At 29.5% G+C, this 17314-nt stretch carries 15 protein-coding genes; 2 read left to right on the top strand and 13 right to left on the bottom strand.

Going from position 1 to position 17314, the window contains the following annotated elements:
* Positions 1–5 precede the first annotated feature (5 nt).
* The 8 genes from CLJU_RS23260 to CLJU_RS01000 all read right to left on the bottom strand — a co-directional run bounded on the left by CLJU_RS23260 (position 6) and on the right by CLJU_RS01000 (position 10074).
* A complete protein-coding gene (locus CLJU_RS23260) occupies positions 6–200 on the bottom strand; it encodes a CLC_0170 family protein (protein WP_013236902.1) in 195 nt (64 codons plus the stop codon).
* Between the two features lie 391 nt (positions 201–591).
* On the bottom strand, positions 592–1434 hold the full coding sequence (ispE, locus tag CLJU_RS01030) for a 4-(cytidine 5'-diphospho)-2-C-methyl-D-erythritol kinase (RefSeq protein WP_013236901.1): 843 nt from the start codon (positions 1432–1434) through the stop codon (positions 592–594).
* A gap of 104 nt (positions 1435–1538) precedes the next feature.
* Positions 1539–4163 carry a cyanophycin synthetase gene (gene cphA / locus CLJU_RS01025; protein ID WP_013236900.1) on the bottom strand — a complete coding sequence of 875 codons (2625 nt, stop codon included), beginning with the start codon at positions 4161–4163 and terminating at the stop codon, positions 1539–1541.
* A gap of 309 nt (positions 4164–4472) precedes the next feature.
* A complete protein-coding gene (locus CLJU_RS01020; protein ID WP_013236899.1) occupies positions 4473–5279 on the bottom strand; it encodes a cyanophycinase in 807 nt (268 codons plus the stop codon).
* Positions 5280–5677: 398 nt separating this feature from the next.
* A complete protein-coding gene (locus CLJU_RS01015; protein ID WP_013236898.1) occupies positions 5678–7231 on the bottom strand; it encodes a DUF3794 and LysM peptidoglycan-binding domain-containing protein in 1554 nt (517 codons plus the stop codon).
* Between the two features lie 394 nt (positions 7232–7625).
* On the bottom strand, positions 7626–7862 hold the full coding sequence (locus CLJU_RS01010; RefSeq protein WP_029170030.1) for a Veg family protein: 237 nt from the start codon (positions 7860–7862) through the stop codon (positions 7626–7628).
* A gap of 208 nt (positions 7863–8070) precedes the next feature.
* Positions 8071–8940, bottom strand: a complete 870-nt coding sequence (gene yabG / locus CLJU_RS01005) for a sporulation peptidase YabG (protein ID WP_013236896.1) — start codon at positions 8938–8940, stop codon at positions 8071–8073.
* Positions 8941–9072: 132 nt separating this feature from the next.
* A complete protein-coding gene (locus tag CLJU_RS01000) occupies positions 9073–10074 on the bottom strand; it encodes a CotS family spore coat protein (protein ID WP_013236895.1) in 1002 nt (333 codons plus the stop codon).
* Between the two features lie 113 nt (positions 10075–10187).
* Between CLJU_RS01000 and CLJU_RS00995 the strand changes: the two genes are divergently transcribed.
* On the top strand, positions 10188–11312 hold the full coding sequence (locus CLJU_RS00995; RefSeq protein ID WP_013236894.1) for a glycosyltransferase family 4 protein: 1125 nt from the start codon (positions 10188–10190) through the stop codon (positions 11310–11312).
* 106 nt (positions 11313–11418) lie between these two features.
* Here the strand turns inward: CLJU_RS00995 and CLJU_RS00990 are convergent, their stop codons facing one another.
* From CLJU_RS00990 to CLJU_RS00975, 4 genes are read right to left on the bottom strand one after another with little or no spacing between them, the layout of a single operon-like run.
* Positions 11419–12441, bottom strand: a complete 1023-nt coding sequence (locus tag CLJU_RS00990) for a CotS family spore coat protein (protein WP_013236893.1) — start codon at positions 12439–12441, stop codon at positions 11419–11421.
* A gap of 20 nt (positions 12442–12461) precedes the next feature.
* Positions 12462–13229, bottom strand: coding sequence for a spore coat protein (locus tag CLJU_RS00985; RefSeq protein WP_013236892.1), 768 nt, complete (start codon positions 13227–13229; stop codon positions 12462–12464).
* 37 nt (positions 13230–13266) lie between these two features.
* A complete protein-coding gene (locus CLJU_RS00980; RefSeq protein ID WP_013236891.1) occupies positions 13267–13476 on the bottom strand; it encodes a hypothetical protein in 210 nt (69 codons plus the stop codon).
* A 23-nt stretch (positions 13477–13499) separates the two neighbouring features.
* On the bottom strand, positions 13500–14507 hold the full coding sequence (locus tag CLJU_RS00975; protein WP_013236890.1) for a CotS family spore coat protein: 1008 nt from the start codon (positions 14505–14507) through the stop codon (positions 13500–13502).
* A 187-nt stretch (positions 14508–14694) separates the two neighbouring features.
* On the opposite strand from CLJU_RS00975, the gene CLJU_RS00970 reads away from it, so the two are divergent.
* Entirely contained in the window at positions 14695–15813 is a 1119-nt protein-coding gene (locus CLJU_RS00970; protein ID WP_013236889.1) for a glycosyltransferase family 4 protein, read from the top strand.
* A gap of 148 nt (positions 15814–15961) precedes the next feature.
* Here the strand turns inward: CLJU_RS00970 and CLJU_RS00965 are convergent, their stop codons facing one another.
* Positions 15962–17227: an ABC transporter substrate-binding protein gene (locus CLJU_RS00965; protein ID WP_013236888.1), complete on the bottom strand. Its 1266-nt coding sequence runs from the start codon at positions 17225–17227 to the stop codon at positions 15962–15964.
* Positions 17228–17314: the final 87 nt, after the last annotated feature.

The raw sequence follows: 17314 nt of genomic DNA, 5'->3' as shown, positions 1-17314 counted from the left end.
CTTCCTTAAAAAGAATAGATAGAAAAGGCGTATAACACAACTGAGAGAACTATTAAAATTACGCCAATTACCCTAGATTTAAAAGCAGTTTTTACTAACCTATTTCTTTTAAATTTTTTTGATTCAATGAATGTCAAAATGATTCCTTCAATTACCATAAGTATAAAAAAATATTTGTCAAACAGATGAACTATTCTCACATTTTTCCCTCTTCCCTTTTGTCAACTTTATATGAAGTAATTTTAAGTTATTTTTCGCCTAATAAAACTTATTTATTCATAAAATTGTTTTTGCTAATTTATTTCAAATCTATATAAAAAATTCCTGCTTAGTTATACGTTTTGTAACCAAACAGGAACTTTTTAAGTTAATGATTAAAAATGAATAGTAAATAAGGATTTTTCTCCACTACGATTTGAAAAATCTTAAGTTTAAAGCTTATTGAATCAAAGCTTCAATAGCACTATACTTTAGATTTTCTGGAGTTTTAACAGAAGAAAATCATCCATAACTCTTAATTATACTTTATCAATTATCAGCAAAATATCTAGAATATAAATTCAACTTCCAAATTATAGATTCTATATACCTTTAAATGGTTCTTGTAATAAACACCTCTCTATACCTAGTTTTCATATTATCATAACATTTCTGTGCTTTTAGCATATCATCAAAAAAAGCAAAAATGCTTGGACCGCTTCCACTCATAAGTGAACCAACTGCTCCAAAATCTATCAAATCAGTTTTTATTTTTCTAAGCACGGGATATTTTTTTAAAGTTACATTTTCCAAAACATTTTTCATGTTTTTACTCAGCATCTCCAATTTTGATTCATTAACCGCATCTATTAAAATTTCTGTATTAGGATGCCTTTTTATTTTACTTATGTCTAAACTCTTATATACCTCTGCTGTGCTCACTCCAAAAGGTGGTTTAATTAATATGAGTATATGGTTTCTAAACGGCATGAGTGGTGTAACCTTCTCTCCTATCCCCTCGCACAAGGCTGTACCTCCTATTATACAATAAGGAACATCTGCCCCTATATTTAAGCCTAATTCGCTCAATTCTTTATCACTTACTTCAGGAGTATAAATATTTCTCATAGTCTTTAGTATAGCTGCAGCATCCGCACTTCCACCAGCAAGTCCAGCTGATACAGGTATATTTTTACCTATGTTTATACTAATTCCATTCTTTATATTATATTTATCAATAAATAATTTTGCTGCTCTGTAAACCAAATTTCTCCTGTCACAGGGAATATATCTATTATTAGAGCATATCTGTATTCCAGTTTTGATCTCATCTATTTTTAAAACATCATATAAGTCTATATTCTGCATTATCATTTTCAAAAGATGATACCCATCTTTTCTTTTTCCCACCACGTCTAATGAGAGATTTATTTTAGCATAAGCTTTTACTAACATTTCAATCCTCCAAAGTAACTTAATAATATTAAGGTATTTAAGATAGTATAATACTATTTTAAAATTAAAGCTATACTTTTAAAATTTAAAAGTATAGCTTTTTCCTATATCATAGCTAGTGAATTTAAATTTGATTTTTCTTTATTTAGCTTCTGATTTAACAGCTTTATTAGAGGATCTATTTCTTCAAAGAATATTATTATGAGATCTCCTTGTTTTGCAGTATCTATTGCTTTTTCTAATGCCTCTTTTTCATCTAAAATAACTTCTACCTTGTTCATGTCAAAGCCTGACTTCGTGACGCCTACCTTTAGTATTTTTGCTATAGCTCCAATTTCTCTACCTCTTCTATCTTTATCTTCTTTAATGTATACATAATCAAAGTTCTTTCCCACAATACTTCCTATTTTTTCAACACTCTCATCTGTTCTATCACCTGGTACTCCAATTACTCCAACTAATCTATTATATTTTAAATTTTTAGCACCTCTTATAACAGCTTTATAACCTTCTATATTGTGTCCATAATCTAAAACTACTTTTATCCCATTTAAATCATACATATTAAACCTACCGGGGTTAAAAGAAAAATCTCCATAAAAGGTTTTAAACCCTTTCCTTATAATAGAATAGTCTATATTAAGCCCTACTGCAGCCGCACAAGCAGCCATAGCATTTTCTACATTATAGGTTAATTTTCCATCTAATGATATTCTTATATCTTCCACTTTAGCAATAGGTACTATTTTTTCTGTTTTTTCTACATACATAATATTATCTTTAATATATACTCCATACCCTCCACTATTTATGTTTTTTCTCAAAACTGGATTATCCTTATTTTTCGAAAACATAATTATAGTACTTTTTATTCTATTAATTATACTTATACTTACTAAGTCATCTGCATTTAAGACTACATACCCATCTTTTTTTACAGCTTCTCCTACAAGAGATTTCACATAAGCTAAATCCTTCATGGTATGTATTCCATCTATACCTAGATGATCTTCAGTTATATTAGTTATAACTGCTACATCTGCCAGGTCATAAGCAAGACCCCTTTTTATTATGCCACCTCTTGCCGTTTCTAGCACTGCTGCCTCTACATCCCTATTTGCCAGAATCGTTTTAGCACTATAATATCCTGTAGTATCACCTTTACATATACACTTATTATTTACATATATTCCACCTGTAGTAGTCATTCCAACATTATATCCAGACTTTTCTAAAATATGTGCTATAAGTCTTGTAGTTGTAGTTTTCCCATTAGTTCCCGTAACTGAAACTACAGGTATTGGCTTATATTTATCAAACATCATATCTACTATAGCACTTGCTACATTTCTGCTCTTACCTTGGCTAGGATAATGGTGCATTCTAATACCTGGTGCTGCATTAACTTCTAATATAGCACCTCCACTTTTGTCTATAGGTTTACCTATGTCTTCACAGCATATATCTATACCACACACATCAAGTCCTATAGCCTTTGCTGCTCTTTCACAAATATTTATGTTATCTTGACATATTATATCAGTGCAATCTACTGCCTTCCCTCCTGTAGATAAATTTCCATTTTCTCTTATTATCAACTTTTTACCTTTAGGTAATATACTATCTAACTTATAGCTGTGTTTACTTACACAAGACCTTAATTCTTCATCTATTTTTATTGTAGTCAAAGGCTTCTCATGTCCATCCCCTCGCGCTGTGTCTTTATTTACATTTTTTATTAATTCAACTACAGTGCTTACTCCATCTCCTACAACGTAGGGAGGTATTTTTTCCGAAACAGCTATTACTTTTCCATTTATCACACATATCCTAAAATCTTTTCCCGTTATATTTTTTTCTATCATTATGTTATCATATTTTTTTGATAATATATGATAAGCATTTATAGCTTCCTTTTCACTTTTTATATTTATAAATACACCTTTTCCTTGATTACCATAACAGGGTTTTAAAACTATAGGATATCCTATCTCTTTAGCTTCTATAAGCAACTCTAAAGGGCTTCTTACAATTCCGCCTTCTGCTACGGGAAGACATTGATTTTTAAGTATTTCTTTAGTCAATATTTTGTCACAGGATATATCTACAGCTACAGCTTTTGTATTATATGATATGGTGGCTTCTATAATTTTACTATGCTTTCCATATCCCAATTGAAATATACTATTGTCTCCAATTCTAGTTACAGGTATTCCTCTCTTTTTAGCTTCTGATATTACAGCTAAAGTACTTGATCCTATTTCTTCTCGTTTTAATACTTTCTTTAGATTTTCTATAGCTTCATTGAAATTATAATATGTTCCTTTTATAAGAGAATTTATTAAATTTACAGCTATCTTTCCCGCTGCTACTCCTGTATTTTTATATAAATACTCATATATTATATAATATTTGTCACCACTTATTTCCCTAGCTTTTCCATAGCAAGCATCTACTCCTAAATTATTTTCAATGGAAAGTATAATATGTTCGCATACATGAGCTAAGTAAGTGCCCTCTTCTAATCTTTTTCTAAAACCATGTTCTTCGTCAATTCCACACCTGTGTTCATTTAACTCAGGTATGATCTTTAACAATTTGTGATTAAACCCAGATATGTCTTTAGTAGGGATTTCGCTGTACCCTTCTAAATCTACAGACATTTTTATGCATTTTTTATGAGCAAATATATTTCTTCCCTGAAAAATTCTAAAATTATCTATTCTCATCTTCGTATATATTGCCCGTTATGCAAGCATAGAACTTTTAAATTCATTTAAAGACTCTGCTTACTTCCCTATTCATAGTATCCGATTTTGCTTATTTGCTACTTTCGTTTGGTCCGATACTCCAAGGGCTTAAAATCCCGTTTAACTATAACGGTATCATCAGCACTTATCTTTACGTTAGGCATTGTTATTTCCTTTCGAATGCCCTATTTGCTGATTTAACGGTCTATTCGGACTCCTCCCTTTATATCTATTTGACCTTTTATTGGTTTTTATTATTTCATTAGTAGTGACAAAAATCAAAATTTACTAGATATTATAGGCTGATTTATTTAGTAAATTAAAATTATCTCCACATTTAAGAACATGCAATTTTACATCAAACATGGATAACACTTCATCTGGATGTTGTTCTGAAACATTACTGTAAGTTATATTAGAACCATCTATTACATATACTGCTCCAGAACCAACTACTGTAAATTCCCCATTTTCCTTGACTATAATGGCTGTGTCCTCATCGATTCCTATGCCTAAACTTTGAGGATTCTCTGCTATTCCTACAAGCAGTCTCCCTATCCTGCCTCTCTGTGCAAAATGTTGGTCTATAATAACCCCTTTTATAAATCCAAGTCCCGGAGCCATTTTTAGAGTACACTTTTTAGGAGACTCCTCATCAGGACCTGTTACTATCATAGTATCACTCATAACAGAAGCACCTGCGGAAGTTCCCACAAAAGTACATCCATTTTTATATAGCTCTTGGATTTTAGAATACAGTGGTGTTCCTCCTATTAAACTGGTTATTCTAAGCTGGTCACCTCCAGTAAAAAATATCATGGAAGCATCTTCTATTACAGTTATATTGCTTATATTAAATGCATCCTTTCTATCTTTAATATTTAATATTCTTATATTCTTTATACCTAATTCTTCGAATATTTTCTGATACTCATATCCTAATTCCTCTGGAATTTCAGAAGCAATAGTTGCAATTACAAGTATATCTTTACTTTTTTCCAATATCCCACAAACTTCTTTTAATATTTTTTTATCACCTTTTTTATCCTCTGCCCCTCCTATTATTATCAACTTTTCCTCTACTTTTTCTTTCAAACTTATACACCTTCTCCTGTGGATATCCTATATCTTTTCCATATTTTTAATTATTATGCGTAAGGCAAAAAACTTCAGCACTTTACTACTGAAGCATGTAAATTAAATTATTTATTTTTAACTTAGCTTTCACCTATACGGAACTTTGACTTAATACAAAAATAATGCGAAGCAAAGCTTCGCAAGTTAAGAATTAATAGTGAAGTATAATTTTTAGCTGTCGCAAAAAATCTTTAAATTTATATAAGTCAGTGCTTAGTAATGTTTTACTTTAGCAAAACGGGCCTTCAAAAACTTAATTAAAGATTTTTTGTAGTGTAACGGAAAAAAGTCTACATTAACTATTAATTCTTCATTCTTAACTATTAATTAAAACTTTGCTTCGCAAAGTTTTTAAATTATATAACGGCTCTTCCTGGTATAATAAGCTTTTCTCCAGCTTTTATAACATCGGGATCTTCTATACTGTTTAGTTTCACTAAGTTTTCCACTGTAGTATAATACTTTTTAGCTATCTTCCACAGGGTGTCCCCTTGCTGGACTACATATATTGTTAAGCTGGATTTTTTATCCGGGAACTCTCCTTCTAAGGTATCTATATTTACTAAAAACTCCTTATGCGTAATATAGTTTACTCGAGCATAAACCTCTATAACTGCTTTTATTGCTATGGTGTCTACTTCTATTTCTCCCTCTATACTTTCTAAAGACACTTTTGCTATACACTGCATATCAATTTTACTTTCAGGTATATCCACACTGCAGTTAAAAGGTATCTCCTCTTTAGACCTTCTTATTTGATTTTCTGAATCTTTATATAGTATCTTGGCATTTAAAACTCCTTCTACAATAACCTTATCTTCTACTATTTTCTTATCAGTTATGCACACATCTCCATAACACATAATTACTTCTGTAGGTTTAATTCCTTCATTTATTTCTATATTGGATTTAACCATACTTTGAGTAGTATTTTGTCCATGCATGACATTCAATTCATAATCTTCTTTTTCCATTTGCATAAGGGAAGATGGAGAATATGCATCTTCTATTATATCCATATCTTCTTTATACATAACCTTAGTATTGGATTTAACAAGTACTTCTAGCTCAACTATTCTGTTTTCTCCTAAGTCATCTTCTCGCATAGTATGTTCTACTTCATCAATGTTAAAATCAGTATGACTTTCCATAGAAGGATTAACTCCCTGCATTGGAAGTTCCTTATTTACAAACACATCTTTTTCTATGCATACAATGTCTCTTGTATCCTTTCCTCTATAGAGCATTCTAATAAGCACATAAGCTTCTACAGAAATTCTATCTTCTAACACCTTTATATCTTTTTTATGAACATTTATATTATATTCTAGTACACTTCCAATCTGCGGTTTGTCCACAGATATCTGAATTTCAGTTTTAGCAACTAAGTCTCCTGAAACTGTACCCACTATTTTATCTACAGTAGCAGGATTTTTTAACATCTGTATGTCCTCAGATCCAGTTACATCCTTTATAACCTCAAATTCATACTTTTTATACACTTCTGCCTTTAATTTTATAATTCCTTCAATAGCTATTTTTCTCTCATTTGCTATAGTACAATTCATATGTTCCACATAACAATCTGAATCACATAACATCATATGTTCTGTGCCGGGTACCTCCACATAATTGGAAAATGTTCCTGTATAATTGACACTGTAAATACCCATGTTTTCGCTTTCTTCTGCTAAGTAAAGCAAAGTATATTCTATTTTCCCCTCTACAAATACTTTATCCTGCATCACTTCTTTATTAGTTATACTTGGTTTTGCATTAAGAATTAGAATTTCTTTAACATCCGGATTTGTATCAGGTATTACATATTCTGCTTTTATAACAGTATCCGAAAAATCTTCGGCTAGTAATTGTTCACATTCTATATTTTCTTTAATAAAATCTATGCTCATATTTATTACCTCCCCCATAAAAACCTACTATTTATTTATATAAATTTGAGGTAAAAAATATGCTACTATTGTAAAGATTTTTATGCTGTCTATTAATATTGACATTTAAAGAATTTTGACGTAATATTAAATTGGTTGTTAACCATATAACCTCTCATAAATTCTCAATACCCTTTTATACCATAGTTGAAAGATGGAATTAGCCATCTTTCTTCTTACCCTATAGAATTAAAAATAGTATATAGAATGATAATTATTTAAAATTATTATTCTATATACTATCCTTAATTCTACTAATTACCACTTAGAAAAGAGTAAAGGTAGTGGTTCCTGTAATTTGACTTGATTAATATTGCAAAAATAAATCGGTTATTTAATACCAATTTACGCCGTTTTATACTGGGAAAACTAATTGAACTGTCTTAGTTAAAACATCTGAATAGCTATATGTCACTTTCCTTTGGGTGTCACTTTCTAATCTAATCACAAATATACTAGGATAAGCTTTTTCTATCGTTCCCTTATTAACAAAAACTTTTCTCCTACCTCCATTTGCTTTTAGGGTTACCTTATCTCCCACATGATTTTCAATATTTTTTCTTATAGAAGCTAATACATTAGATCCTTCTATCATTCCAAACACCCTCTTTCAACATTTTATATTATACTCCCTATCCGCTATTATGTCAATTAAACTTTTTAGTATATCAGTTAATAAATCGCTTTGTCAATATTAATTTTTTGTAAACAGAACCAGGATACTTCTATTTATAGCATTTTATATTGTTATTTCTTTAAGTCACTCATATATACAATAATATTTACTATTTTTATGATTTTTATACATAGAGTGATTTGGGAAATCCTTCTCTATACTTTCCTCTTGTTTGTAATCCTCCAATGCCATTAGTTCTTGTTATAGTATTTTCTAATGCCTCTTGAATGGATACAACTTTTTCTATATTGGTATACGCTATTTTTTCGCACAAAAATACTGGGTCCAAACAATGAATAAGTACTCTACTAGGTGAGCTCGCAAAATTAGCTCCTGAATCTAAAATTTTCTCGTAGCAGGACTGGCATGCCCCTGCAAATATTACTAAATCATCATAGTTAGATTTGTAATTTCTGAGCTCGGATACTGTTTTCACAAAATACTTGGAATTTTTGTAGTTGTTTAAATCTGTATAGTCCTTAGTACCTTTAACTATAGCATCATGTCCTGTAATCACAACTATATCAGGCTTAATTTCCCTGGCTAACTCTACTACCTGACCAGGTTGATCTTTCTCTGGTATATTCTTCCCAACTACGTCTAACAAAAGCTGCTTATATACTTTAAGACATACATCTAAATATTCCGAATCTCCATCTATATGAAGTATCTTTCCTGGTCTTCCAAACGTCAATTCTTTACCTGATTTATGTGATAAAAATTTTGTTATATTATATTCTTGTCTGAACCCTCCCCTACTTGCTAAAATGTCTTTAATAGATCTATTAACTTGTCTACTAAATATCTTTTCACTTTCTGTAAGAGAATCTTCAGATACAGGTTCTAAATCATCTTCAGCTGAATCTGCAATTATTCTCAAATTTATTCCCTTTAGAATATATAGTTTTCCTTCTGCTTCTTCCTTCACATCTATTATTTTAAAAGTTATATCTCTATCGTAAGATTTCCTTACCACTACATCTCCTATTTTCATATTTTCATACATCCCCATATAAAAAGTCATGATATATATTATGAATACAATACATTTTAAGTGCAAAAAATAAGGACTATACCGGATTTAATTTAAAATTCCAGGTATAGCTCCTAGCCTTCTTTGATAATTTTACTTCTGGTTATATATTTTTTTAAATTTCTCAATAAAATCAATATATTTACCCTGCTCAGAAATTAATTCCTGAAGTTTATTATTATAAGTCTTTAAAGGCCAATTAACTTCGTTATAGTAGTATCTATTAGCCAACCTCCAAAATCTTTGAGGAAATAGCAAAAAAGCAAATATTACCCTGTATTCTTCTTCTTTAATAGGGCTAACTTCATTATATGAATTAATTATAAGCTCTGCATTAGCTATATCCCAGTCGGATCTTTTTAAAACCTTACCCATAAAAGACGAAATATCATAAGCCCTAACTTCCCTTTTACAATAGTCGAAGTCTATTACATTTACTTTATTATTATTGTCAATTACTATATTGTGATAGGTAAAATCGTGATGACAAAATCCTTCTTCTTTTTCTGTAATGTCACATAATTCATCATATTTAGAATCATTCAATACCTCTATGGCCTTTCTTCCAAAATCTTTATAAAACTGAACTTCTTTAGTATAATTTAAATCAAAATCTCCCTTGTTGCTTTTTTTCCTACCCATATCTCTCATTTTATCAAGAGCTTTAACCCTTTTTTCCATAAGGTGGTGCCACCTACCAAGATCTGTCTTCAATTTGCTGTTTTCCGGCGGCTCATATCCCTTGGAAGCTACATGTAAACTTGCCAGGCACTTAGAGGCATTTATGACATCATCTCTATTTTTAAAATCACATTCTCTGCCGCTAATCCATTCGGAAAGAGTATATATATCTTCATTTACAAGTGCATATGGATTTCCATCTACATTATTGCAATACTTATCTACATATGGAAACCCATTTTTTATAAGATGCTCCTTTGCTCCATAAACAAACAGAAGTTTTTGAGTCCCATAGTTTACCTTCTTTAAGCACTTCATTCCTTTGTCTGTTTTTAGAAGATATACTCCTTTGCTTGGTTTTATATTTTCAATTTTTACATCAAATTGTCTTTCTATTTCAAATTCTCGCATCATGTTAATCACCCCTATATATTTATATGAGGTCCTAAATTAATTTAGAAGAATATTAACATTTTGACCTTTATTTTAATATAATGAAATATACTAATTTAGAGAGGAATAACTTTATGAAAATAGGCATTGATGGACGTGCCGCAAAATGGTATAGAGGTACTGGTATAGGTACTTATACTTACCAACTACTAAATTGTTTAAATAATATTGATAATATAAATAATTATTTACTTTTCATGCCGGAGGGATTTAGAGACAATATAAATTTTAAAAAAAACTTTAGACTAGACACGCTCCCTCAAGACAATAATCACAATTTTTGGCAAGAAGTCAATGTACCGAATACAATAAAAGATACTAATATACAATTGTATCATGTTCCTCAAAATGGAGTTGGACTTCCAATTCATAAAAATTGTAAATTTGTCATAACACTTCACGATGTAATTCCCTATAGAATGCCTTCAACCGTAAGTGATAGATATCTCAAAGTTTTTTCAGACTATATACCTAAAGCAATACCCCAGTGTGATGGGATTATTACGGTTTCAAATTTTTCTAAAAAAGACATCATGAAGGCCTTTGATTTCCCAGAAGACAAAATATATGTCACCCCTCTAGCCAGTGAAGAGATATATAAACCCCTGGATAAAAGAATAAGCAAATATGTTGCTAAAAGATATTACTCTATAACTGGAGATTATATACTATACGTAGGTGGATTTAGCCCAAGGAAAAATATACTCGGGCTTATAGAAAGCTTTAGTAAATTAGTATCTTCATATAAAAGTCCTTTAAACTTGGTTATCGCCGGTAACAAAGGAATATCCTACAGCATATATAAGAATCGTGCTGAAGAATTAAATATATCGGACAAAGTTATATTCCCAGGGTTTATATCTATGGATCATCTTCCATATATATATAATGGGGCTGAATTATTTGTATATCCTTCTTTTTACGAGGGATTTGGTCTTCCTCCAATAGAGGCTATGGCCTGTGGAATACCTGTAATAGTATCAAATACAACTTCCCTTCCTGAAGTAGTTGAAAATGGTGCTCTTCTCGTAGACCCTACAGACCAAACTAATTTATATGAATCCATGTTAACCGTACTTTCAGATAACAACCTTAGAACTAAATTAATATCCTCAGGTATGAAAAGAGCTTCTGAACTAAGTTGGGGGAAAACTACCCAAAATACCTTGGATGCATACAACAAAATTCTGAGAAAATAATCAATTTAAAATTGTAAGAAACCGCATATATCTTTGAAATACATAGATTCTAAGGATATATGCGGTTTCTTACATACTTTATTTATTTTTTTAATATATTATTCACCTAATTTAGGATTTTATCTCTAAATTCCTGTAAAAATTCTTTTCTATCTTCTTTATATCTAGTTTTCCTCTTCAATCTATCTAAAAATACTTCTTCTTCCCACTCCTTACGCTTACTATAATAATCTCTTGCTATAGTGTAAAAATCATTAGGGAAATCTAGCATAGCATATAGTACCTCAAGTTCCCTACGACTTAAATTATTTTTATTGCAATAGCTATTTATTATAGAATTAGTTTTATCTATGTCAAAGGCAAAATTTTTAATAACTTTGTTTATGAAGTTACAAAGATCATGAACTTTAAGGTCTATGATGGCATAATCAAAATCTATAAAATACGCTTGATTTTCATTTATTAATATATTATGATACGCTAAATCATGGTGGCATACTACTACTTTATCCTCTTCACTACACAATTTATAATAATGAGATTGTTGAAGTAATATTATGCTTTTTTCTATTTCCTCTATATAGTAACTCCAATTTTTTATAAATATTTCATCAAACTCTGTCTTTTTCTCATGAATATTTGCTATATTTTTAAAAAATTCCATTTCCTGAATTCTTCTCTTAAAAGAATCAATCAATTTTCCATTATTACTCTTGTTATATATACCTGTCTTAAATCCTTCAGAAGCAAGATGAAATTCACCTAAGCCTTCTGCTGCAATATTCAGTTCTATAGGATTGCTAAAGTTACATTCCGTTCCATTTACTGTATCCATTATACAGTACATATCTCCATCCCAAATAGTATATATTTCTCCTGCTTTATTCTTCACAAAATTTATTATTCTAGGAAATTTTGTTCTCACATAATTTAAAACATTATATATAAACTTCAGCTCATCTAGGGTATAATCTACCTTTTTTAAAATTTTTTCCCCTTTGTCTGTGGAAATCATATATACACTTCTAACCGGTACAACATCATATACTTTTAAATCAAATCTATCAAAAAGCTTTGTACACAAATCATACTTGGTTAAATATTTTTTTTCACCATATCTGTCTACCAATTCTGCCTCCCCCTTACCATCTAAAATTTAATTAGACTCTCTCCATCTTCATTCATGGCTTTATTTAGTTTAAGTACATATTCTTCTTCTGTCCAATTTTTTGTACCATATATATATTTGCTGCAGCATTTCATAACCTCATTAGGATAAGAAATCATTGACAAAATAAACTGCACACTACTACTTTTTAAATGTTCGTACTTACAAAATTCCATTATAATTTCATAAAAGTCTGCATTTATGCCTTTCCTTTTTATTCTGTTTAAAAAATATACTGCATCCATCTCTACCATGTTATAGCAGCATCCTTGTATATCTATAACTTCTATATCTCTTTTTTTCCTCAGATTATTAAAATATGTGTTTCTGAGACACATTTCCACCCTTTTCATGCTTCTAATTATTAAATCTGTATAACTGTTTTTATCCAGGTTATCCATACAGCTTTCTGCTCTTATTAAATATTTTTTTCCTATTTGATTTAGTTTTTCCTGAAATATAGTCTTGTTTTGTAACTTCTCTACTCTATCTAAATATTTTTTCAATTTCTTCGTATAAACTCTATACTGTTCTACTTCCTTTCCTATATTGTTATATAGTCGTTTATTCATAATACCACTGTATTTTAAAGTTCTTCTATGAAATTCACTAATTATAAACATTTGTTCTTTTATGTTATCTATAGATATATCCTTGTACTTTATTGTATTATCAAATTCTTTTACTTTAAATATTTTTTTCGATTCTAAATAATTAACAAAGCATGATTCAACATCCTCAAAGTACACTTTTAAACCACCTCTTTGTTTTGCCTGTGAGATTGCCCTATCTATGCATTTTTTTCATTTCCTTTAACATCTTTTTCCTCTTTTTCTCTAATTTCATAACTTCCTTTTTTCTTTTATTCATTTTTTCTAGCTGTTTTACAGTTTTCTTTAAACTATCCACTTTACTTTCATAATATCCTAAATCCTTATTTTCAAATTCATCTATATTTTTATTATGAGACTTCTTATGAGACTTCTTATGTGACATTAGATGTTCCTCCTTTTAAAATCTTAATTATATTTGCTCTTCTTAAACTCATCTATGAATTCTAGTCTTTCTCTTGTGTCACCTAAAATTCTCTTTAACTTTTTTATAAATGCCTCTTCTCCCCAAGGCTGTTTTTCCCAATAATACTGTATTCCGAGCTGCCAATACCCTTGAGGGAACTCCATAAAAGCTGACATAATAGGTATATGCTCTGTTTTTACAACATTTATAGTACTATATGCATCAACTATAAAAGACGCATTATTCATATTCCATTTGCCGTTTTTCATCCTTCTTATAAGCAAGCTAGCCAAATCATGAAGATGAGTATCTAATATACAGTAATCAAAATCTATAATATTTATTTCTCCTTCAGTATCTATTAAAATATTATGGTTGGCATAATCATGATGACAAAATCCATTATTCAAGATTTCTTGTTTCATTTCATCCAAATACCTGGTTTTTTTTAAATCTTTTATAGACTTTTCTGCAATACTTATTTCCTTTTCCATAGAATTTAGATACAATATATCAAATTCTTCCTTATGGTCTTTTTTTAATATTCTTTTTTTAAAATCTAATATTTCGCTTTCTCTAGTTTTAAAAGTATCTATCCATTTAAACCATCCTATCCTAGGATTCATATTTTTTAGCACCTTAAAATTACAACTTTTTTTATGAAGTTCTGCTAATTTAGAAGTTGCAACTAAAACATCCAACGGATTTTCAAAATTACACTGTCTAGAATCAACCCATCTACATAAATAGGCATGACCCCCTTCTATTTCTACATAATCTTTTCCCTGCTTAGTTTTAATTATTTCAGGTATGCTTTTAAAACTTTTATTTTGGAGATGCTTTATGGCAGAAATTATAAATAAGAAATGTCCAAAATCGTAATTTATTACCTTTAAGCAATATTTATTGTATTTTGTATGAACCTTATATATACTTTTAACTTTTTCTATAAATTCAATATGGAGATCATAAGCATCTTCAACATATTTTTTTACTTCTAATATATCCAAAAGCCTTTTCCTCCAAAAATTACTATATATGTAGTATATGAATAAAGATATCCGTGTGTGCTAAATTGAAATGTCCTCTTAATTATTCATCTACAATTTGTATTCACCTTTTTATATTAGTATTAATATTATATAATATAACACTTTAACCATTTTAGAATTACTAGACTGTGGAGGTATAAAATCAATGAAAATTGCCATTGACGGAAGAGGAATCAATTGGTATAAAGGTACCGGTATAGGCACTTATACAGCTAAAATCCTAAAATATATGCTTAAAAAGCATACAGAGAATTTTTATAATATATACTGGTCCGGGAGCAATTACGAAAAATTTTTATATAAAAATACTAAAATATTAATGAGCTCTAAAAAACACCATAGATTCTTTGAAGAATATTATTTTCCAGAAAACTTAAAAAAGGAAGCTATAGATATATACCACATTCCCCAAAACGGTATTGGCATATCAAAAAATATAACCTGCAAAAAGGTAGTTACCATTCACGATTTAATACCATATATACTTCCTGAGACTGTAGGTAAAGGATATTTGTCAAAATTTTTAAAAGAGCTTCCTAATATTGTTGAACTGGCAGATGGAATAATAACTGTATCTAATTGTTCAAAAAAAGATATTCTGAAATTCTTTCCTATAGATGAAAGTAAAATATTCGTAACTCCTTTAGCTGCAGATAAAAAATATAAGCCTTTGGAAAAAGATAAATGCCAATACAACATAAAGGATAAATATAACATAAAAAATTCTTTTATTCTCTATATAGGTGGTTTTAGCTCCAGAAAAAACGTATCTTCACTAATTACTGCTTTTTCTAAAATTCATAAAAACTTGGATAAAAATTATGATTTAGTTATTATAGGTTCCAGTAAAGATGAATTATGTAAATTGAGAAACTTGAGTACAGATTTGAATATAGATAATAACATTAAGTTTACAGGATTTGTAGAAGAAAATATGCTTCCTATTTTTTATAATGCCTGTGATGTATTTATATATCCATCTTTATATGAAGGTTTTGGACTACCTCCTCTAGAAGCAATGAGCTGTGGTACCCCTGTAATAACCTCACGTATTTCATCTATTCCTGAAATAGTAGAAGATGGTGGTATACTTATAGATCCATTTGATTTAAAAAGCCTTATGTATTCCATGGAAGCATTACTTAATGATGAAAATATAAGAAATGAGTTAAGTGCAAAAGCCTTAAAGCAATCATCAAAATACTCTTGGGAAAAATCTTCTGAAAAAACTATTGAAGTTTATAAGAAAATTTTAGACATGTAAATCTTTCCAAACCCTTTAATAAAATAAAACCTTCTAACTACTGACGCTCCTAGTTAGAAGGTTTTATTTATGTTAAAAAATCCCTATGATTAATCCCCTATATTCATATTATACATCATTTTGCTAATTTTGTAAACGTTTCATGTAATTATTTTAAAATTGCTTCCAACCCTTCTATTATAGATTTATAATTTTCACTTTTAATGTTTGTTTGATTTAAAACTCCTCTTATTTTTTCTCTTATATCAGGAAAATTTTTTGTATAATTTATACTAAATGATCCTTGTTCTACACTCCCAAAAAGATTCCATATTGTACTATCAAAATACGTTATGTTTTTATTTAAATCTACAAAATTGTAAGCATCTGTGCTAACTGGGAATCTGCCATATTTATTTAATAAATCCATTTGAAGCTTTCCATCTGTAAGTGCAAATTTTACAAACTCCTCTGACAAATTTGATTCAGAAGTATTTTTATTTATAACTAAATTAATTCCACCTAAAGACACATCCCTATTACCTCCATCTTCAAAGGCAGGTAATTTCATTACACCCCACTTACCTTTAGACTGTGGAAACTTGTTCATTAAAGTTACAGCATAAGTAGGATCTGCAATAAAGGATACTATCTTGCTTAGCTGTGCTTTGTTTATAACTTCGTCTTTAGAAGAAATTTCTTGTATAAGTCCTTCTCCATAAAGGATCTTTGATATCTCGATAACTCTAGCCCACTTTTGCGATTTAAAATCTGATTTCCCAGATTGGTTAAAATAAGATGTTCCCAATTGATTTGAGAGCAGTAGATAAATATCATTATTGTCTTCTGAAGAATTTGCAATAAATATCTTTCCAGTATCTTTACTTATTTTCCTTCCTGCTTCTATATAATCACTCCAGCTTTTAATCGTATTTACGTCTATGCCTTCTTTATCAAATATATCTTTTCTATATAACAAGGCTTTAGGGTAAGTGTCCCAAGGTAAAGCATAAATTTTACCTTTTATAGTATCGTTATAAATCTTATTTGTTAATAATTCATCTTTATATCCCTTTACCGAATCTGTCATATCTAAAAATTTTTCTGGATTTTTGATTATAATGTGCTTTATACTGCTATCATTTATTGTAGTTATGTCTGCTTCATACTGCGGTCCATTAAATATCGCTTCAACATTGTTATCTGTATCCTTTACAGTAATAACATTTATATTAACTTTCTTATGCAATTTTTCAAATGCCTCTGCTGCAAGTTCAAATTGAGGTCCATGTTCTACATCCGTAACAATTTTAATATTTCCTTTAAGTACTCTTTCATTATTTTCGCTATCCTGTTTTTTATTACAGGAAACTACCATTAAACATAACGTTACTAACATTATTAGAAGCAATGTTATCCTTATATATCTTTTCATAAAAATTCTCCTATTGATTTCAATCTAATATGTATATTTTATAATAATACCAATTATCTTTCAACTTCAGTGATTAATCACAAATTT

Origin of the sequence: Clostridium ljungdahlii DSM 13528, assembly GCF_000143685.1 — a bacterium.
GTDB lineage: Bacteria > Bacillota > Clostridia > Clostridiales > Clostridiaceae > Clostridium_B > Clostridium_B ljungdahlii.
This window is presented reverse-complemented; position numbering and strand designations above follow the sequence as displayed.